16 protein-coding genes are annotated in these 18,720 nt (G+C 72.9%); 11 read left to right on the top strand and 5 right to left on the bottom strand.

Annotation, left to right across the window (positions count from 1 at the left end; all coding sequences use genetic code 11):
• Positions 1-111 precede the first annotated feature (111 nt).
• The 5 genes from ACZ6B1_RS28650 (at position 112) to ACZ6B1_RS28670 (ending at position 4,509) form a co-directional block, all read left to right on the top strand.
• The gene (locus ACZ6B1_RS28650) at positions 112-918 is read left to right on the top strand and encodes a fructosamine kinase family protein (protein WP_468783113.1); all 807 of its coding nucleotides are present in this window, start codon (positions 112-114) and stop codon (positions 916-918) included.
• Positions 919-1,075: 157 nt separating this feature from the next.
• Positions 1,076-1,267: a putative ATP-grasp-modified RiPP gene (gene tgmA, locus ACZ6B1_RS28655; protein ID WP_146468184.1), complete on the top strand. Its 192-nt coding sequence runs from the start codon at positions 1,076-1,078 to the stop codon at positions 1,265-1,267.
• A gap of 17 nt (positions 1,268-1,284) precedes the next feature.
• Positions 1,285-2,268 carry an ATP-grasp ribosomal peptide maturase gene (tgmB, locus tag ACZ6B1_RS28660; RefSeq protein ID WP_468783037.1) on the top strand — a complete coding sequence of 328 codons (984 nt, stop codon included), beginning with the start codon at positions 1,285-1,287 and terminating at the stop codon, positions 2,266-2,268.
• Positions 2,269-2,303: 35 nt separating this feature from the next.
• Positions 2,304-3,194, top strand: coding sequence for a Gfo/Idh/MocA family protein (locus ACZ6B1_RS28665; RefSeq protein ID WP_468783039.1), 891 nt, complete (start codon positions 2,304-2,306; stop codon positions 3,192-3,194).
• A 244-nt stretch (positions 3,195-3,438) separates the two neighbouring features.
• On the top strand, positions 3,439-4,509 hold the full coding sequence (locus ACZ6B1_RS28670; RefSeq protein WP_468783040.1) for a PP2C family protein-serine/threonine phosphatase: 1,071 nt from the start codon (positions 3,439-3,441) through the stop codon (positions 4,507-4,509).
• A gap of 35 nt (positions 4,510-4,544) precedes the next feature.
• Here ACZ6B1_RS28670 and ACZ6B1_RS28675 read toward each other — a convergent pair whose 3' ends face one another.
• A complete protein-coding gene (locus tag ACZ6B1_RS28675; protein WP_468783042.1) occupies positions 4,545-4,985 on the bottom strand; it encodes an Lrp/AsnC family transcriptional regulator in 441 nt (146 codons plus the stop codon).
• A 345-nt stretch (positions 4,986-5,330) separates the two neighbouring features.
• On the opposite strand from ACZ6B1_RS28675, the gene ACZ6B1_RS28680 reads away from it, so the two are divergent.
• A complete protein-coding gene (locus tag ACZ6B1_RS28680; RefSeq protein WP_468783044.1) occupies positions 5,331-5,798 on the top strand; it encodes a hypothetical protein in 468 nt (155 codons plus the stop codon).
• 167 nt (positions 5,799-5,965) lie between these two features.
• Positions 5,966-7,219, top strand: a complete 1,254-nt coding sequence (locus ACZ6B1_RS28685) for a serine hydrolase domain-containing protein (protein ID WP_468783046.1) — start codon at positions 5,966-5,968, stop codon at positions 7,217-7,219.
• Positions 7,220-7,360: 141 nt separating this feature from the next.
• On the opposite strand, the gene ACZ6B1_RS28690 is transcribed toward ACZ6B1_RS28685, so the two are convergent.
• Positions 7,361-8,890 carry a helix-turn-helix domain-containing protein gene (locus ACZ6B1_RS28690; protein ID WP_468783048.1) on the bottom strand — a complete coding sequence of 510 codons (1,530 nt, stop codon included), beginning with the start codon at positions 8,888-8,890 and terminating at the stop codon, positions 7,361-7,363.
• A gap of 514 nt (positions 8,891-9,404) precedes the next feature.
• On the opposite strand from ACZ6B1_RS28690, the gene ACZ6B1_RS28695 reads away from it, so the two are divergent.
• The 3 genes from ACZ6B1_RS28695 (at position 9,405) to ACZ6B1_RS28705 (ending at position 12,242) form a co-directional block, all read left to right on the top strand.
• The gene (locus ACZ6B1_RS28695) at positions 9,405-10,025 is read left to right on the top strand and encodes an L-threonylcarbamoyladenylate synthase (RefSeq protein ID WP_390060673.1); all 621 of its coding nucleotides are present in this window, start codon (positions 9,405-9,407) and stop codon (positions 10,023-10,025) included.
• A gap of 111 nt (positions 10,026-10,136) precedes the next feature.
• Complete coding sequence (locus ACZ6B1_RS28700; protein ID WP_468783050.1) at positions 10,137-10,892, top strand: dienelactone hydrolase family protein; 756 nt, start codon at positions 10,137-10,139, stop codon at positions 10,890-10,892.
• A 150-nt stretch (positions 10,893-11,042) separates the two neighbouring features.
• Positions 11,043-12,242, top strand: coding sequence for a glycoside hydrolase family 64 protein (locus ACZ6B1_RS28705; protein WP_468783051.1), 1,200 nt, complete (start codon positions 11,043-11,045; stop codon positions 12,240-12,242).
• A 69-nt stretch (positions 12,243-12,311) separates the two neighbouring features.
• Here ACZ6B1_RS28705 and ACZ6B1_RS28710 read toward each other — a convergent pair whose 3' ends face one another.
• Positions 12,312-14,705: a M4 family metallopeptidase gene (locus ACZ6B1_RS28710; RefSeq protein WP_468783053.1), complete on the bottom strand. Its 2,394-nt coding sequence runs from the start codon at positions 14,703-14,705 to the stop codon at positions 12,312-12,314.
• 381 nt (positions 14,706-15,086) lie between these two features.
• Here ACZ6B1_RS28710 and ACZ6B1_RS28715 point away from each other — a divergent pair, with 381 nt between their 5' ends.
• On the top strand, positions 15,087-16,589 hold the full coding sequence (locus ACZ6B1_RS28715) for a metallophosphoesterase family protein (RefSeq protein ID WP_468783054.1): 1,503 nt from the start codon (positions 15,087-15,089) through the stop codon (positions 16,587-16,589).
• Between the two features lie 37 nt (positions 16,590-16,626).
• Here the strand turns inward: ACZ6B1_RS28715 and ACZ6B1_RS28720 are convergent, their stop codons facing one another.
• Positions 16,627-17,610 (bottom strand): TauD/TfdA dioxygenase family protein, encoded by a 984-nt coding sequence (locus tag ACZ6B1_RS28720; RefSeq protein WP_468783056.1) that lies wholly within the window; start codon positions 17,608-17,610, stop codon positions 16,627-16,629.
• 138 nt (positions 17,611-17,748) lie between these two features.
• Positions 17,749-18,621 (bottom strand): helix-turn-helix domain-containing protein, encoded by an 873-nt coding sequence (locus tag ACZ6B1_RS28725; RefSeq protein ID WP_468783058.1) that lies wholly within the window; start codon positions 18,619-18,621, stop codon positions 17,749-17,751.
• Between the last annotated feature and the right edge of the window lie 99 nt (positions 18,622-18,720).

Here is an 18,720-nt window from a genome sequence, read left to right on the forward strand (position 1 = left end):
TGGCCGAAGCGTCCTCGGATAGGGCTCGTTCACGGGTCGTACGCTGAGGCCGTGGTCAACCGAGACGAGGAACCAGGTCGGGTGGCGTCCCGGCTCACCGGGCGCCGGGCCATGGCTTCGCCGGCGCCGTCCGGGTCGCCGGCCGAAGTGACGCTCGAAGGCGGCACGGTGGTGATGGTCAAGCGCGGCGACGCCCCGGGCGCGGTGCGCGCCGAGGTGGCCGGGCTGCGCTGGCTGGGCGAGGCGGACGCGGTGCGGGTGCCGGCGGTGCTCGGCCATGACCAGCGGTGGCTGGTCAGCGAGCGCGTGCCGACCGGGCAGCCGGACGACACGGCGGCGCTGCGTTTCGGCCGCGCCCTGGCCGCCCTGCACGCCGCCGGAGCGCCCGCGTTCGGCGCGCCGCCGCCCGGCGGCCCCACCGAGGCGTACATCGGCGCCGCGCCCATGCGCAACGCCCCGGCGGCCGACTGGCCCACGTGGTACTCCGAACACCGCGTGCTGCCGTACCTGAGGGCCGCGGTCGACGGCGGCACCCTGCGGCACGAGGAAGCCGCCCTGGTCGAGCGGGTCTGCGCGCGGCTGCCGGAGCTCGCCGGGCCGGCCGAGCCGCCCGCCCGGCTGCACGGCGACCTGTGGAACGGCAATGTGCTGTGGGGCGCCGACGGGGAGGTACGGATCATCGACCCGGCCGCGCACGGCGGGCACCGCGAGACCGACCTGGCGATGCTCCAACTCTTCGGCTGCCCACGGCTGGACCGGGTGCTGGCCGGCTATGCGGAGACCGCGCCCCTGGCGGACGGCTGGCCGGGCCGGGTCGGTCTGCACCAGCTCTTTCCGCTGATGGTGCACGTGGTGCTGTTCGGACGCGGATACGCGGAACAGGCCGTCGCCGCGGCACGCGGGGCCCTGGCCGGATGAATCCCCTGCGACCACGCGCAGCGTCGCGGCCCCTGCCGGCGTCCTAGTACCTGACGTCTTCAACGGCCCTGCTTCCGACCATGGTTACGGAGCGTAAGGAAACCAATCACCCGTTCGACTCGTATAAGGACGTGAAGGCCGAATCAGGGAGAGACCAATGCAACCGTTCACGCTCAACTACGCGCGCCCCGCTGTGCAGTTGGACGTCACCGTTCCGTACGCGTACGACTCCGGACTGCAGTTGAACGTCCTCCCGGACGGGCGGATCGCCGCCACCGACCACGCCACGCTGAGAGCATTGGGGACAACGACCTCCACGGCCGGGTCCAAGACGCACTTCGACGACTGACCGCGGGCCCACGGAAGATGACCGTGCTCATCCTGACCAGTGAAGAGGACGTGACGGCGGACATGGTGGTGCTCCGGCTGCGCCAGACCGGTGTGCCCGTGGTCCGGCTGGATCCCGCCGATCTCACCAACGGTGTCGCCCTGTCGGGCGAGTTCGTGCACGGCGCCTGTCGCGGGCATCTGTCCGTCGGCGGGCGCCTGGTGAGCATGAGCGGACTGCGCTCCGTCTGGGTGCGCAGGCCGGGGGAAGCGGCCGCCCGCGCCGTCCAGCCGTCCGCCTGGCTGACGGAGGAGTCCGCCCAGGCGCTGTACGGCATGCTGCGCTCCACCGGGGCACGCTGGATGAACCATCCGGACGCTGCCCGCCGCGCCCGGCACAAGCCCTGGCAGTTGCGGCTGGCGCAGGACAGCGGCCTCCCCGTGCCGGCGACGCTGATCACGACCTTCCCGCAGGCGGCCCGGGAGTTCGCCGAGCGCTTCCCGGACCTGGTGGTCAAGCCGGTCTCCGGCGCGCATCCGCAGGAGCCGCCGCGTGCGGTGCCCACCAGCCGGGTCGCGCCGGACACGGACTTCGCCGCCGTCGCCTTCGGCCCCACCCTGCTGCAGCGGCGGATACCGAAGCTGGCCGACATCCGGCTCACGGTCGTCGGCGACCGGCTGCTGGCCGCGCGCAAGCCGGCCGATCCGGACGGCGACCCCGACGACGTGGACGTGCGCTTCGCGCCGTCGGTCTCGCCCTGGCTCCCGGCGGAGGTGCCGCCACGCGTCGCCGAGGCCGTCCACCGCTATATGAAGGACGCCGAACTCGCCTATGGCGCCTTCGACTTCGCGGAGGACACGGACGGGATCTGGTGGTTCCTGGAGTGCAACCAGTCGGGCCAGTTCGGCTTCGTGGAGATGGACACCGGCCAGCCGATCGCCGAGACCATCGCGCGGTGGCTGGCGGGCGACGGCGAGCCGGCGGCGCCGGACGCGGGCGGCGACCGGGACGCGGCGTCGTGACGCCGTCGGGTCCGGTCCGGAGAAAGGAAGACGACATGCGCATCGGACTGCTGGGAACGGGCCCGTGGGCCCAGGCGGCCCACGCCCCCGCCCTCGCCGGGCACCCCGGTCTGGACTTCACCGGGGTGTGGGGCCGCCGCCCGGAGGCGGCCGCCGAGCTGGCGGAGCGGTACGGGGTGCGCGCGTACGACGACGTGGACGCCCTGCTCGCCGACGTGGACGCGGTCGCGATGGCGTTGCCGCCTTCCGTACAGGCGGAGCTGGCGGTGCGGGCCGCCCGGGCGGGCCGTCATCTGCTGCTGGACAAGCCGCTGGCGGCGGGGGTGGCCGAGGGGCGGGCTGTCGTCGAGGCGGTGGAACGGGCCCAGGTGGCCTCCGTGGTCTTCTTCACCACCCGCTTCCAGAAGGAGCCGGAGGCGTGGATCGAGGAACAGGCCGCCACGGCGGGCTGGTTCACGGCTCGGGCACAGTGGCTGGGGGCGGTGTTCACCGGTGACAGCCCGTTCGCGCACTCCCCCTGGCGGCGGGAGAAGGGCGCGCTGTGGGACGTGGGTCCGCACGCGCTCTCCCTGCTGCTGCCGGTGCTCGGCGATGTCCGGCAGGTGGCGGCCGCGGCGCACGGCCCCGCCGACACCGTGCACCTGGTCCTCGACCACGCCACCGGCGCGTCGAGCACGCTCACCCTGAGCCTCACGGCCCCGCCGGCGGCGGCCGGGGCCGACCTGGAGCTGCGCGGGGAGGCGGGGACGGCGGTGCTGCCGAGGAGCTCCGAGGGCGCGGTCCCCGCTCTCACCCGCGCCGCCGACGCCCTCCTTGCCGCGGCCCGCACCGGCCGCCCGCACCCCTGTGACACCGTCTTCGGCCTCCGCGTCACCGAGATCCTCTCCATGGCCGAGGGCCGCCTGGCCGACCGCACGACCGACTAGTCCGGCCAGGCACGCTCCGCGCCCGGCGGCCCGCCCCTCGCATGGCGGGCCCGTCGTGCACCGGCCGGCGGACCCCTTGGCGGCCGGGCGCACGACGACCGCCTGACGGACACCGGCCGCACGGGGAGCCCTCGGGCGAGGGACCCGGTCGGTCCGGCCGGGTCCGCGGAGGGAGGTGAGGGGCCCGGGGGCGGCGTAGCGTGGGAGTGTGACTTCGGTGCGCGGCGGGGCGTCGCGTAGGGATGTGGAGGATCGCGGCTGGCTGCGGGGTGCGCCACCGCCGCGGTGGGTGCGGGTGCTGCCGGTGCTGCTGCTCGTGGCGGTGACCGTGGCCACGCTCACCACCCCGCAGGCGAGTGATCTCGGGTTCCTGCTGGGCGCGATCCCACCGCTCGCGGTGCTTTCGTACGGGCCCTGGGGGACAGCCGCTCTCGGCGGCGCGGTCGTCGTGGTGCTCCACCTGCCGGCCACGCATCTCAACCGCCCCGGCAACACCGACCTGCTCACCATCGTGTTCGTCGCTGTGCTGAGCGTGTTCGTGTCCTACGTGCGCAGTCACCGGGACGCCCAGCTGATGGTGGAGCGGGCGATCGGGGAGGCCGTGCAGCGGGCCGTGATGCCACCGCTGCCGGAGCGGGTCGGGCGGATCGGCTGCGCCGGCTTCTACCGGGCCGCTCAGGACGGGACGCTGGTGGGCGGCGACTTCTTCGACGTGCGCGACGGGCCCTGCGGTGTCCGCGCGGTGATGGGTGACGTGCGGGGACACGGCCTGGCGGCTATGGCGACGGTGGTGTCGCTGCTGGGCGCGTTCCGCGAGGCGGCCCTCGACCAGCCGGACCTGGAGGCGGTCGCGGCCAGGATGGACCGAAGACTCGGGATGGACGCCGCGGGCGACGGGCAGACGGAGCTGTTCGCCACCGCCGTACTGCTGGAGTTCGCCGGCGACGCCGGCGCGGTGCGGGTCGTGGCCTGCGGTCATCCGCCGCCCGTGCTGCTGCACGAGGGGCAGGCCCGGGAGGCGACCGTGACCCCGGGTCCGCCGCTGGGCATCGGGCTGGTCGGCCTCGATCCGCCGAAGGAGGTCACGCTCGCCCTCGCCGCGGGCGACCGGCTGCTGCTGGCCTCGGACGGGGTCTGGGAGGCGCGGAACGGCGCCGGCGCCTTCTATCCGCTGCCCGAGCGGCTCGCCCACCTGGCCACCGCCGGCCCCGCCGAGCTGCCCGGGGCGGTGTGGGAGGACCTGGCCCGGCTCGGCTTCGAGGTCCGCGACGACGCGACCATGCTGGTGCTCGCCCCCCGGCCGCAGGCCACCTGACCGGCGCACCGGTGCCTGGCGACGTGCCGCACCGGTCAGCCCACGGCCCAGAGGAACCGGTGGGTGTGGATCCCGAAGTACGGGAAGGACTGGATTTCGCGGACGCCCTCGACGGGCCGGACCACGTCGTTGACGAAGTCCAGCAGATCCCTGGGGCCCGGCGCGACCACCTCCACGAACAGGTCGAAGCCGCCGGCGGTGAACACCGAGTAGACCACCTCGGGGCGTGTGGCGAGCGCGTCGGCGACGGTCCGCGGGTCACCGTCGACGCCGATGCCGAGCAGGGCCATCGCCTGGCCGCCCATGGCCATCGGGTCGGTGACGCCGACGACCTGGACGGCCCTCGAATCCAGCAGGCGCTGCAGTCGCTGCCTGGCCGCCGAGGCGGACAGGCCGACCCTGGGGCCGAGGTCGGCGTAGGCGATGCGGCCGTCGGCCTGCAGCTCGCGCAGGATGGCGCGGTCGATCTCGTCCATGTGGGCCGGCCGTCCTTTCTCACTGCGCCGGTCCGGCCCGGGGTCCATGCTGTGCCTCGGTCCGTACTGGGCGACGGAACAGCGGGAGCGTACGACTGGAATCACGCCATGAACAATTCACGGCGCTCGAATCGACTGTCACCGCGACCGTTTCCGCCGCCCTCGACGACTGGACGCGGGGACGTCGAACGCACCCCTCAAACGCCAGGCTGCGCCACCCCTTCCGCCAGATAGAAATATCTACCAGCATGCATATGCCGGGTTGGCGTGCGCGCGCACCGAGTGCCCGGTCATGACCGTTTCCCGCGCCGCGGGCGGACGAGCGAACATCACCCGGAGCAGTGCATGACGAACGCGATGTGGATGCGGGGCGTGGAGTGGCTCGCCGCGGCGGCGGCCGATCCGCGGGCCTGCAAATGGGAGTGGGATCACGACGACGGCATCTCGGTCCTGGAGGCGGGCCGTTTCTGGGACGTGCTGAGCGTGCCCGACCGGCTCGGTCTGCTCACCCTGGACCTGCTGTGGCGGCCCGCGCTGCCCGTGCCCGGCCCGACCCTGGTGGACACCACCGCGGGGCGGGTCGGGTTCTTCCTGCCCCCCGACCCCGCCGGCGGCTGGGTCGGCGCCGGCCTGCGGTACGCGACCAAGGGGTCCTGGGTCGCCGTGCCGCCGCCGTACCGGCCCGCCCGCTCCCTGGAGTGGCTGGTCCCGCCGGACGGCACCGGCGCGCTGCACACGCCCGGCACCCTGGAGACGGCGCTGCGGCAGGCCAACGGCATGCTGGCGGTCACGGCTCCCCTGTGCGGCCGTTAGCGCACCGCCCCGAAGGCCGTCGTCCCGCCACGAGTTGGGCGGGTTACGGGCGACCGCGCCGCCACCCTGCCGACGGGCGGGGTGCGGTCGGCACCCCTATGCTGAGCAGGCAGGGCTCCGACGTCTCGCCCACCGCACGTCCGGCTCTTACGTGGTTGGAGTCGCCCATGTCGCACCCGCTCGCACGCCTGCGCAGGGGGGCCACGGTCGCCGTCGTGGTGGGGACACTGACGGTACCGCTCACCGGCGCTTCCGCCGGGGCGGCACAGGCCGCCGTACCCGCCGCGTCCGCCACCGGCTCGCCGAGCCCCTCCCCCTCCGGACCGGACGCCGTCCGCGCCCTCACCCCCGATGTGACCCGGCAACTCGACGCCGCCGTACGGCAGGTGATGCGCACCGCGAACGTGCCCGGGGTGACCGTCGGTGTCTGGACGCCGGACCGCGGCAGTCACGTCCGTTCCTTCGGCGTGGCCGACAAGAGCGACGGCCGGAAGATGACGCCGGACATGTACGTCCGGATCGGCAGCGAGACCAAGACGTTCACCGTGACGGCGCTGCTCCAGTTGGTGGACGAGGGGAAGGCCGGCCTGGACGACCCGATCGGCAAGTACGTCGACGGCGTGCCGAACGGGGACCGGATCACCCTGCGCGAGCTGGCCGGGATGCGCAGCGGGCTGTTCAACTACTCCGAGGACGACGGCTTCTTCAAGGCACTCACCTCAGATCCGCAACGCCCCTTCACACCCCGGCAGTTGCTCGGCTACGCCTTCAAGCACCCGGTGATGTTCCCGCCGGGGCGGAAGTTCTACTACAGCAACACCAATCTCATCCTGCTCGGCCTGGTCGTCGAGAAGCAGAGCGGTCAGGACCTCGGGGACTACATCCGCCGGCACATCCTCGTCCCGGCCGGGATGAAGGACACCTCGTTCCCGTCCGGCGCGCAGTTCCCCTCCCCGCACCCGCAGGGCTACACGGACCAGACGGCCGACGGCAAGGTGCAGGACACGGCCGACTGGAACCCGTCGTGGGGGTGGGCGGCCGGCGCCATGATCTCCACCCTGGGGGATCTGCGGACCTGGGCGCCCACGGTGGCGACCGGCCGCTTCCCGGACGGCCGGCGGATGATCAGCCCGGCCGCGCAGGCGCAGCGGCTCGTCACACCGCCCACACCGATCCCGGGCGCCGGGTACGGGCTGGGGATCTTCGATGTGCAGGGGTGGATCGGCCACAACGGCTCGCTGCCGGGCTACGAGACCCTGACCATCTATCTGCCCGAGGCACGGACGACCCTCGTGGTGGCCCTCAACACCGACATCGACCATGACAACGAGGAGCCGAGCACCCTGGTCGGGCAGGCGATCACGAAGGTCATCTCCCCCGGTCACGTGTTCAACCTGCCGGCCGAACCCGCCGCGCGGTGAGACCGGCCGGGCCGGGCCGCAGAGCTGGGGGCGGGGCCCCGACCGGTCCCCCGTGCCGGTCGTGCCCCGCGGACCGCCGACGTTACGCGCGGGACACGGCGACGGGTACCGCGCCCGTGCCCTTCCGGCGGCGCCGGGGGCTCACTCGTGCACAGTCGAGTCCGGTACGCCCTGGTTCGCCCCGCCGAGGCCGGGGACGGTGAGGGCGCCGGTGGCGAGGTGGGCGAGGACCACCTCGTACAGGTCGCTCCCGCCGGCCAGCAACTGGCGCTCGAGCACGGGTTCGGCGGCCCGCACGTGCTCGCGCACGGTCTGGGCGTGGACGCCCAGTTCCCGAGCCGCGCGTTCGGCGTTGGCGTCGGCGGCGAGCCAGGCGCGCAGGGTGCGGCGCAGATCGCGGCCGTCGCCGTCCAGGCGGCCGAGGAGGTCCCCGGCCCAGCCGCGCAGCGCGGGCGGGGCGAGGAGGTCGCCGAGCCGGACGCCGGACGACGGGCCGGGTGCCGTGCCGCCGGGATCGTACGGGCCGCGCGCCGCCTCGGAGTTGAGCGCGAGCCGGACGGCGGCTCGGGTGGTGAGGCCGGAGAAGTCCGTGCCGATCAGCGTCTCGACGCGGTCCATGCGGGCGCGGACGGTGTTGCGGCTGACGCCGAGCACCTTGGCCGCGCTCACGGCGGTGAACTCCAGGCCGAGACGGGTGGTGGCGAGGAGTTCGGCGCGGGTGTGGTGGGGCAGGGTGTCGAGGGGGCGCAGCACTCCGGCGGACCAGGTGTGCAGCACCGCCGGGTCCATGAGGCGCTCGGGTTGGGTGCGTTCGGCGTAGACGGCCGTCCGGTCCGGGCGGAAGCGGGCGACGGCGAGCGCGCTGACGGCCTGGCCGTAGGCGGTGGCGGTGCGGGCGAGGTGCTGGCGCAGGCTGCCGCCGAGGAAGATGCCGGACCGGCCGTCGATCAGGGACCGCAGCCGCTGCCCCGCCGTGGGCTCGGGGCTGACGACGATGACATGGCCGTCCACGGCGGGGCAGCGTACGACGAGTGCCTGGCCGTCGGTGGCGTCGGCGCAGGCGCCGGCGAGCGCGTCCCGCTCGGCGGGCGCGCTCTCGACCACGTACACCCGGGCGGTGTCACCCTCGAGCGCGCCCGGCCACAGGCCCGCGGCGACCCGTCGGGCGGAGACGATGTCCTCCACCATCAGTAGCTGCAGGATGGCGAGCCGCAGGTCGGCCGTGGCCCGGTGCAGCCGGCGCCCGGCGTGTGTCAGCTCCCGGTGGCGCAGCAGGAGTTCGAGCACGCCGGCGGCGCGGGTCACGAGCTCGGCGGCGCGCCGGTCGAAGGGGTCGCCGCGGACCACGGCCAGCACGGCGCCCGGTCCCTGCTCGCGGTGCCGTACCGCGACCATGCGGACGTGGCGCTCGCCGTCGTCCAGGGCGGCGGAGGAGATCCGACCCCCGCCCATGTCGGCGAGCACGGCGGCGTCGAGCGGCAGCGGCTCGCCCGCGAGGAGACCGCCGTGCGCGTCCCGGAGGCACACGGTCGCCCGCAGTACCTGTCCCAGCCAGGTGGCGACCCGGTGCGGGTCGCGGGCGGCCGGGCGCAGGTGGTCGAGCAACTGCTCGGCCCAGTCGGTGGCGTACGGCTCCTCGGCGTGGGGGCCATCGTCGGCTCGGCCGGCCACGTCGTGCCCCTCCTCGTCCTCGCGTTGACCTCGGGTTTCGGACGTGGACGTTACCCGAAGCGCCGCTTCGCGCCGCCGGCCGTGCCCGCGGACATGGCTCCGCCGGCGGTCCGGGGGGGAATGGACCGCCGGCGGAGGCGCCGCAGCCCGGTGGCGGGGGGAGGCCCCGGGCGGCTCTTCCTTCGGATGCCCCCTGATTCTCGTCCTACACCACACGAATTCACGGGGACTTCCGGTGCCGGCCCGTCAGTCGCTTCCGGAGCTCCGGTCACCGGTTTCCGCGCCCGGCGAGCGCCGCGTTCCGGCCACCGCGCGGAGCGCGCCAGCAGGCAGAGCACACCGGTGACCACGGCGGACGCGTGCGGCCCGTCCATGAACGCCCGCTCGCTGCCCGCCACCACGGCCGCCCGCAACGAGTCCGGCATGCCGCCGAAGGGGCGGGGAGGGACGTCCGTGACGGCGCCGCGGCCCGGCCGTGCCCGCGGCGCCCCGGGAAGGGCATTAAGCTCGGCGGATGGCGAAGTACTTCGACGTGCACCCCGAGAACCCGCAGCCGCGCAGCATGGGCCAGATCGTCGACGCGGTGCGCTCGGGAGCGCTCATCGCATACCCGACCGACTCCTGCTACGCGCTGGGCTGCCAGATCGGCAGCCGGGACGGCATGGACCGGATCCGTTCGATCCGCCACCTGGACGACCGGCACCACTTCACGCTGATGTGCCGGGACTTCGCGCAGCTCGGCCAGTTCGTGCGCGTCGACAACGACGTGTTCCGGGCCATCAAGGCGTCGACCCCGGGCAGCTACACCTTCATCCTCCCGGCCACCCGCGAGGTGCCGCGCAAGCTGCTGCACCCGAAGAAGAAGACGGTGGGCGTGCGCATCCCCGACCATGTGGTCACCCAGACCCTGCTGGCCGAACTGGGTGAGCCGCTGCTGTCCAGCACCCTGCTGCTGCCGGACGAGGAGGAGCCGATGACCCAGGGCTGGGAGATCAAGGACCGGCTCGACCACGTGGTGGACGCGGTGGTCGACTCCGGGGACTGCGGCACCGAGCCGACGACGGTGGTGGACTTCTCCGGCGGGGAGGCCGAGATCGTCCGGCGGGGCGCCGGGGACACCGCACGCTTCGAGTGACGGGCGGGCCGTTCGGGCCGGATGGATCTTGCGTGGCAGCATGAGGCGCGCACGCGAGGCCGGCGGGCACCTGTGCCCGCCTCGGCCGATCCACCCGGGAGGCTCCACATCATGACGGACGTACAGGGCACCGACGTCGACATTCCGACCGCGGACGGCGTCGCCGGCGCCTATCTCGCCCATCCGGCCGACGGGCGGCCGCGACCGGGAGTCCTCCTCTACCAGGACGCGTACGGGCTGCGCCCGCAGCTGCGCTCGATGGCGGACCGGCTCGCGGCGGCCGGCTACACCGTGCTGGTGCCCAACGTCTTCTACCGGCACGGCCGCACCCCGATCGGGGAGGTGCCGGAGTTCATCGACACGTCGGCCGACCCGACCATCTGGGAGCGGATCGCCCCGGTCATGGCCTCCCTCACCCCTGACCAGACCCGGCGGGACGCGGACGCCTACCTGGACTGGCTCGCCGGCAGTCCCCTGGTCGCCGACGGCCCGGTGGCGCTGACGGGGTACTGCATGGGCGCCCGGCTGGTCCTGCGGACGGCGGCCACCCACCCGGACCGGGTCGCGGCCGCGGCCGGCTTCCACGGCGGACGGCTCGCCACCGACGCCCCCGACAGCCCGCACCTGGGGGCCGGGCACATCACCGCCGAGCTGTACTTCGGCCACGCCGACCAGGACCGGTCCATGCCCGAGGAGCAGATCCGGCGCCTGACGGACGCACTCACCGCCGCCGGTGTGCGGCACACCTCCGAGGTCTATCCGGGGGCCGGGCACGGTTACACGCAGGCGGACACCACCGCCTACGACCGGGAGGCCGACGAACGGCACTGGGCCGCCCTGCTCGCTCTGCTGGAACGCGCCTTCTGACGCTCGCCGTGGCGTCCGCCCGGCCGCGGACGCCACCCGGATCCTGTCCAAATCATTGACATGCACGTGATCGGCCGTAACGCTGAGAGCGCTCTCAGAACAGGTACGGACCAACAGTCGTACCACCCCGACCCCACACGGAGGTGGAGAGTGCTCCCCAGTCATACGCGTCCCGTGCTGCCCCTGGCGGCCGCGGCGGCCCTGGTGGGCGGCGTGCTCGCGCTCGGCACGCCGGACCGCGCCGGCGCCGCCGTCGCGGACACCATCCCCCTGAAGATCACCAACAACTCGGGCCGCTCCGAGCCGGTGTACGTATACGACCTCGGCACCCAGCTGTCCTCGGGACGGCAGGGCTGGGCCGACGAGAGCGGCACCTTCCACGCCTGGCCCGCGGGCGGCAATCCGCCGACCCCGGCGCCGGACGCGGCGATCGCCGGCCCGGCGCCCGGACAGTCGAAGACGATCCGGATACCCAAGTTCTCCGGCCGGATCTACTTCTCGTACGGCCAGAAGCTCGACTTCCGGCTGACCACCGGCGGCCTGGTGCAGCCGGCCGTGCAGAACCCCTCCGACCCCAACAGGAACATCCTGTTCAACTGGTCGGAGTACACGCTGAACGACTCGGGTCTGTGGCTCAACAGCACCCAGGTGGACATGTTCTCGGCGCCGTACGCGGTCGGGGTGCAGCGCGCGGACGGCAGCGTGAGCACCACCGGGCACCTGAAGTCCGGTGGCTACAACGCGGTGTTCAACACCCTGCGCAGCCAGTCGGGCGGCTGGTCCGGCCTGGTCCAGACCCGTTCCGACGGCACCGTGCTGCGTGCGCTCTCCCCGCTCTACGGGGTGGAGACCGGGGCCCTGCCGGCGAACGTCATGGACGACTACGTCAACCGGGTGTGGCAGAAGTACTCGACGTCGACCCTGACCGTCACCCCCTTCACCGCCCAGCCGAACACCAAGTACTTCGGCCGGGTGTCGGGGAACGTCATGAACTTCACCAACTCCTCCGGCTCGGTGGTCACCAGCTTCCAGAAGCCGGACGCCTCCAGCGTCTTCGGTTGCCACAAGCTGCTGGACGCGCCCAACGACCAGGTACGCGGCCCCATATCCCGTACGCTGTGCGCCGGTTTCAACCGCTCCACGCTGCTGAGCAACCCCAACCAGCCCGACACCTCGGCGGCCGGCTTCTACCAGGACGGCGTGACCAACCACTACGCGCGTGCCGTCCACTCCCAGATGGCCGACGGCAAGGCGTACGCCTTCGCCTTCGACGACGTCGGCAACCAGGAGTCGCTGGTGCACGACGGCGGCCCGCAGCAGGCGTATCTGACGCTGGATCCGCTGAGCTGAGACATGGAACGGTCCCGCACCCCGGAGGAGCTCCGGGGTGCGGGACCGCTTCATGCGGTGATGCCGTGATCAGCCGGTCGTCAGGGCGGTGTCGTCCACGACGAAGCTGGTCTGCAGGGAGGAGTCCTCCACGCCGTTGAACTTCAGCGTGACCGTCTGGCCCGCCAGCGAGGAGAGGTCGAAGGACTTCTGGGAGTAACCCGAGGCCTTGTTGAGGTTCGAGTAGGTCGCCAGGGTCTTCGAACCGGCGGTCACCGTCAGCTTGTCGTACTGCGAGCTGGTGGTGGTCTCGTCGGAGTCGACGTGCAGGTAGAAGGTCAGGGTCGCCTTGCAGCCCGCGGGGATGGTCACCGACTGGGACAGGGTGTCGGTGTGGGTGCTGCCGTAGCCGTTCATCCAGGCCTTGTAGGAGCCGCCGTGCGACGCCTCACCGGTGTCGGTGGTGATGACACCGCTCGTCGCCGTCCAGCCGGTGCTGCCCGACTCGAAGCCCGGGTTGGCCAGCAGCTGGGACGAGGAGCAGCCACCGCCGGTGGTGCTGACCGTCCAGCCGAAGGTCGCGGTGCCGGTCGCGCCGGTGGAGTCCTTCACCGTCACCGTGGTGCTGGAGGAGCCGGCGGTGGTGGGCGTACCGGAGATCAGGCCGGTCGAGCTGTTGATCGACAGGCCGGCCGGAAGACCGGTGGCGCTGTAGGTGAGGGCGCCGCTGTTGGTGCTGCTCGCCTGGACCTGCAGGCTGACCGCGGTACCGACGGTGGCGCTCTGGCTGCCCGGGTTGGTGACCGTCACGCCGCTGCTCGGCGGGTTGATGTGGCTGCCGACGTTGATACCGGCGAAGGCGTTGCCCACCCCGGCGTACTCGACGGAGTTGGTGCCGTACAGCGAGGCGGCCGCGTTCAGGGCGGCGGTGCGGGCACCGGCGTAGTTGGTGCTCGACGTCATGTAGGTCGTCAGCGCCTTGTACCAGATCTGCAGCGCCTTGGCGCGGCCGATGCCGGCGACGGCGACGCCGTCCGAGGTCGGGCTGTTGTAGGTGACCCCGTTGATGACCTTGCTGCCGCTGCCCTCGGACAGCAGGTAGAACATGTGGTTCGCGGGGCCCGAGGAGTAGTGGACGTCCAGGTTGCCCACGCCGGAGTACCAGCTGTCGGCGGAGCCGCCGTCCTTGCTGGGCTTGTCCATGTAGCGCAGCGGGGTGCCGTCGCCGTTGATGTTGATCTTCTCGCCGATGAGGTAGTCGCCGACGTCGGTGGAGTTGTTGGCGTAGAACTCAACGCCGGTGCCGAAGATGTCGGAGGTGGCCTCGTTCAGGCCGCCGGACTCGCCGCTGTAGTCGAGGCCCGCGGTGTTCGAGGTGACGCCGTGGCTCATCTCGTGGCCGGCCACGTCCAGCGACGTCAGCGCGTGGGTGTTGGACGTGCCGTCACCGTAGGTCATGCAGAAGCAGCTGTCGTCCCAGAACGCGTTGACGTAGCCGCTGCTGTAGTGGACCCGGCTGTAGGCGGCGACACCGTCGTTCTTGATGCCGCTGCGGCCGAAGGTGTTCTTGTAGAAGTCCCAGGTCTCCTGGGCGCCGTAGGCCGCGTCGGCGCCGGCGGTCTGGGTGTTGGAGCCGGCCCCGGTGCCCCAGACGTCGTCCGAGTCGGTCATCAGCGTGCCGGTGCCGGAGGTTCCCCCGTTGAGGGAGTACGTCTTGTGGCCGCCGCGCGTGGTGTCGTAGAGCTGGTACGTCGAGCCGGACAGCGTGGTGCTGAGGCTGACCGAGCCGCTGTACTGGGTGTTGCCGGTACCGGTCTGGATGGCCTGGTAGCGGTGCAGCTCCTTGCCGGTGGTGGCGTCGGTGATGACGTGCAGCGCGCTGGGCGTGCCGTCGTCCTGGAGGCCGCCGATCACCGTCTCCCAGGCGAGCTTCGGGGTGCCGTCGCCGGCCCAGATCACCTTGCGGGCGCTGTCGGTGGTGGCCTTCTTCGCGTCGAGGGCCTTCGCGGCCTTCAGGGCCTTGGTCGCGGCGGCACCCTTGCTGAAGGTCGCGGTGGTGGAGGCGACCTTCATGGTGTGCTTGTTGTTGAAGGTCGCGCTCACCGTGCCCTTGGCCACGGAGGCCGGCGGGGTGTGCACCACGATGTCGCCGCCGAGGACGGGGAGCCCGGCGTAGGTGCGCTCGTAACGGGTGTGCAGGGTGCCGTCGTTGTCCTTGACGACGTCCTTGACGACCAGCTTCTCCTTGGCGCCGAGACCGAGAGAGCGGGCGGTGGTGGCGGTCTTCTGCTGGGCGCTCTTGACCAGCTTGGCGTGCTGGGCCGGGGAGAGCTTGGCCTCCAGGCCGCCGGTGCGCAGGTGGCCGGCGTGGGGAGCGGAGGGCTTTGCGGCGGCCGGCACCGACTGGATGCCGACGGCGAGGAAGGCCGCGGTGGAGACCAGTGCGGCTCCGGCCAGGGCCCGTCTGTGGGGAAGACGACTCACTCGATTTCCTCCTGCTGCGGCCGCCGGGTAGCGGCCGGTGAAGACCCGGGCAGACGGGTGTGCTGTCCGGGACGAGCTGAACTGTGTGGGGAGCGCGTGGTGCTTGCACGCGAAACCGACTGCGTGCTGGGGGAGAATGACAGTTTTGACTCGCGCATGTCAGCAGCGTCAGAGGCAATTCAAGGGTTTTCCCTACCCTGCCCCGGCGACGGCCGGGCGGGCCCGGATGCTCTCGCCGCGCCGGGCCGGCGCATCGTGCGGCGCAGGGCCCGGTGAAGACGGTGTCGGCAGCGCCGAACCGCGAAGTCGCCTGATTTTACCAGCACTTGACGCCGGGTCCCACCCTGCGGGCGTTCACAGGGGCGTTGTTACCGTGCTCGCGTGTCTGAATCCTCACGCGATACCGCCCGGGGCGCCGGCTGGGGCCCCTCCGAACCCGGCCTCTACCAGCGGCTGATGCCCGTCCACGTGGAAAAGCTGTCCTGGCTGGATCCGAGGGTCCTGTGGGCCGCCCGCAACGGGGTGCTCGCGTCATGGTTCGGCGACCCGACCGGCCGTACCCGCAGCCGCCTGGTGGCCGGGCGGGAGGCGGCCGGGGCGCCGGCGGACAAGGTGGTGCGGCGGGACGTGCCGGACCGCTTCTCCTTCATGGTCGTCGGGGACACCGGCGAGGGCGGCGCCTCCCAGTACGCCACCGTGCCCGGCTTCCTGAAGGCGGGCCGGGACACGGAGTTCGCGGTGATCGCGAGCGATGTCATCTACCCCGTCGGCAGCGCGGACGACTACGGCGCCAAGTTCTTCCGGCCGTACCAGGACTATCCCGCGCCCATATACGCGGTGCCGGGCAACCACGACTGGTACGAGGACCTCGGCGCGTTCATGCGGGTCTTCTGCGCCGACGCTCCCCCGGCCGCCCCTGAACCGCGGCCCCGCCCGCTGACGCGAGCCTGGTGGCGCACCCTGCTGTGGCACCGGGCACGCCCGTCGGACGGCCAACACCTGGCCGTGGCAAGGGCGTTGCGCTCGGCGCCGGAGCAGCGGGCCGTGCAGCCGGGACCCTACTGGGCGATCGACGCCGGACCGGTGCGGATCGTCGGCATCGACACCGGACTGCTCGGCACGGTCGACGCCGAGCAGGGCGCGTGGCTGCGGGAGGTGTCCCGGGGACCGAAGCCCAAGATCCTCATCACCGGCTCCCCGCTGTACGTGGACGGCGAGCACCACCCCTGCGCCGTCGAGGGCGGCGGCACGGTCGACGACATCGTGCGCGACCCCGAGCACCACTACGTGGCCGCGATCGGCGGCGACATCCACAACTACCAGCGCTATCCGGTCGACGTGGACGGCCGCACCGTGCAGTACGTGGTCTCGGGCGGTGGTGGCGCGTTCATGCACGCCACGCACACCATCCCCCGGGTGTCCGTCGCCGGTGTCACCGAGCGGGAGTTCCGCTGCTACCCGCTGCGCGGCGACTCGCTGGCCTTCTACAGCCGGGTGTACGCAAGGCGGCTGCGGCTGCGCCGCTTCTTCACCCTCACCGAGGACGAGGCGACGGCGGTGGTGGCGGAACGTCTCGGCATCGAGCCCCGCCGGGCGCCGGGTCCGGACGCCCGGATCACCCGGCGGGTCCGGCTGGTCGCGAGCCTGCTGGGGGCGGGCCGCAAGCCCGACCGGGCCCCCCGGTTCCGGCTGCCCGTCCGCAAGCTCTACACCCAGCTCTTCTCGCCGGGTTCGGTCACGTACAGCCCGCCGTTCTTCAAGTCCTTCCTGCGCCTGGACGTCACCGCGGAGGCGGTGCGGCTGCGCTGCTTCGCCGCGACCGGCAACCGCGCCCAGGAACTGGATCCGCCGGTCGAGGACGAGGTCACGATCCCGCTGACATGAGCCACGAGGGCGGGCGCGGGGCCGGTGGCCCCCCGGCTCACCAGCGGCCCGCCTCCGTACCGGTGACCGGTTCGGACGGCCTGCCGTCCACGCCCACCGGGACGTCGCCCGCGAGCATCACCCGGTGCATGATCCGGGGGAACCCGAGGTGGGTGTTGTCGCTCGGAGCCAGGTGGATGGTGGCCCGGTTGTCCCAGAAGGCGACGCTCCCCGGCTCCCAGCGGAAGCGGACCGTGTACTCGGGGCGTACCGCCTGCTCGAGCAGCATCTCCAGCAGGGCCGCGCTCTCGGGGCGGGAGACCTCGGTGATCTGCTCCAGGTAGTAGCCGTTGACGTACAGCACGCGCTCGCCCGTCTCCGGGTGCACCCGCACCAGGGGGTGCACGGAGGCGACCTGATGGTCCAGCAGGTGGCGTAGGTAGGCGTCGTCGCCGGGCCGTGGCTGGTAGCCGACGCCGAGCCGGTGCTCGGCGCGCAGCCCGTCCACGAAGGCGCGGACCGGCGCCGAGAGCCCGGCGTAGGCGGCTGCGAGATTGGCCCAGGTGGTGTCGCCGCCGTACGGCGGCACGGTCTCGGCGCGCAGGATGGTGGCGGCCGGCGGGTCGACGCGGGCGCCGTGGTCGCAGTGCCAGCCGCGCAGCAGGGTGTGCCGGCGCCGCCGTAGCCACTCCTCGTGCTCCATGCCGAAGCGTCCGCCAAGCTCCAGCCGGTCGGCGGTGGTCTCCACCTCGGGGAAGCCCTCCGGTGAGGCGCTGCCCCGCCGGCCGAGGACGACCGGCTCGCCGAACCGGCGGGCGAAGGCGACGTGCCCGGCGTGGTCCAGCTCCTGCCCCCGGAAGAACACCACCTTCCAGCGCAGCAGCGCGTCCCTGATCAGGGCGGCCACCGCGTCGTCCAGCGGGCCGGCGAGATCGACGCCGGTGATCTCGGCGCCGATGTGCCCGGCTACCGGGCGAACCTCGACGCCCCCGGCACCTGCCGCCTGTCCGGTGTGCTTCGCCGTGGCCCTGTGCGTCGTCATGCGCGCTCCGTTGGTCGTCCGAACCGGCTCCACGACCGATCGTGACACCAGGGCCCCGTGCGCCGCGACCTTCCCGCGACCGTGCTCCGCGCGCCCGCACCCCGGCGCCCTCCGCGACGGCCTTCCGGCCTTCCTCCGCTACGGCTCCTCGGCGGGTTCCCGGGCGGCCGAGCGGGGCGCGGCGAGGCTGCCGAGGATGTCCAGGAGATCGGCACTGCGGCTGCCGGGCTCGGCGTGGAAGACCACCAGGGTGAGTCCGCCGGTGCCGTCCGCGGTCAGCTTCTCCGAGTACAGGTCCAGGTCGCCCACCTGAGGGTGGCTCAGTCTGCTGAGCCGGCCGCGCCGGGGCCGCACCTCGTGCCGGGCCCAGAGCGTCCGGAAGCGGTCGCTGCGCAGCGAGAGATCACCGACCAGGTCGCGCAGCCGCGGGTCGTCGGACTCGGGCCCCGCGTAAGCGCGCAGCGCGGCCACGCCCTCCTCGGTGAGGGCGTCCCAGTCCCGGCGCAGCGTGCGCTCGGCGGGGTCGAGGAAGACGGCCCGCAGCAGGTTGACGCCGGGGCGGTAGTTGGGGGTGAGCGCCGCGGCCAGGGCGTTGGCGGCCAGGCAGTCGGTGTAGCGGTTCTGGATGTAGGCGGGGTTGCGCGGCCAGCCGTCGATGAGGTGCAGCAGGCCCTGCGGCACCTGCTCCCGGTGGCGCGCCGGCGTGGTGCGTGCCCCCCGCCGGGTGTCGCGGGGCCGGTCCTGGGCGAGGCCGAGGAGGTAGGAGGTGGCGTCGGAGTCCAGCCGCAGCACCCGGGCGATGGCCTCGAGTACCTGCACGGAGGGATTGCGGTCGCGGCCCTGCTCCAGGCGCAGGTAGTAGTCGGAGCTGATGCCGGAGAGCATCGCGACCTCCTCGCGGCGCAGCCCCGGCACGCGGCGCAGTCCCGAGCCGGGCAGCCCCACGTCCTCCGGCCGGACCTGGCCCCGGCGGGCGCGCAGGAACTCGCCGAGCGCGTTCGTACCGTCCATGACACCACCGTACGGCGGCACCCGCGGCGGTGACTGGTCCTGTCACTCCCAGGAACGCGGGGACACTGCCGTGCCGGGCGCACCGGGCGCAGGGTGGAG

Source organism: Streptomyces sp. NPDC041129 (genome assembly GCF_055592265.1).

Bases quoted from the DNA above. Each gene is read 5' to 3' on its own strand.
- ACZ6B1_RS28650 (WP_468783113.1), top strand. From the start codon at position 112: ATGGCTTCGCCGGCGCCGTCCGGGTCGCCGGCCGAAGTGACGCTCGAA.
- tgmA (WP_146468184.1), top strand. From the start codon at position 1,076: ATGCAACCGTTCACGCTCAACTACGCGCGCCCCGCTGTGCAGTTGGAC.
- tgmB (WP_468783037.1), top strand. From the start codon at position 1,285: ATGACCGTGCTCATCCTGACCAGTGAAGAGGACGTGACGGCGGACATG.
- ACZ6B1_RS28665 (WP_468783039.1), top strand. From the start codon at position 2,304: ATGCGCATCGGACTGCTGGGAACGGGCCCGTGGGCCCAGGCGGCCCAC.
- ACZ6B1_RS28675 (WP_468783042.1), bottom strand. From the start codon at position 4,985: ATGGACGAGATCGACCGCGCCATCCTGCGCGAGCTGCAGGCCGACGGC.
- ACZ6B1_RS28680 (WP_468783044.1), top strand. From the start codon at position 5,331: ATGACGAACGCGATGTGGATGCGGGGCGTGGAGTGGCTCGCCGCGGCG.
- ACZ6B1_RS28685 (WP_468783046.1), top strand. From the start codon at position 5,966: ATGTCGCACCCGCTCGCACGCCTGCGCAGGGGGGCCACGGTCGCCGTC.
- ACZ6B1_RS28695 (WP_390060673.1), top strand. From the start codon at position 9,405: ATGGCGAAGTACTTCGACGTGCACCCCGAGAACCCGCAGCCGCGCAGC.
- ACZ6B1_RS28700 (WP_468783050.1), top strand. From the start codon at position 10,137: ATGACGGACGTACAGGGCACCGACGTCGACATTCCGACCGCGGACGGC.
- ACZ6B1_RS28720 (WP_468783056.1), bottom strand. From the start codon at position 17,610: ATGACGACGCACAGGGCCACGGCGAAGCACACCGGACAGGCGGCAGGT.
- ACZ6B1_RS28725 (WP_468783058.1), bottom strand. From the start codon at position 18,621: ATGGACGGTACGAACGCGCTCGGCGAGTTCCTGCGCGCCCGCCGGGGC.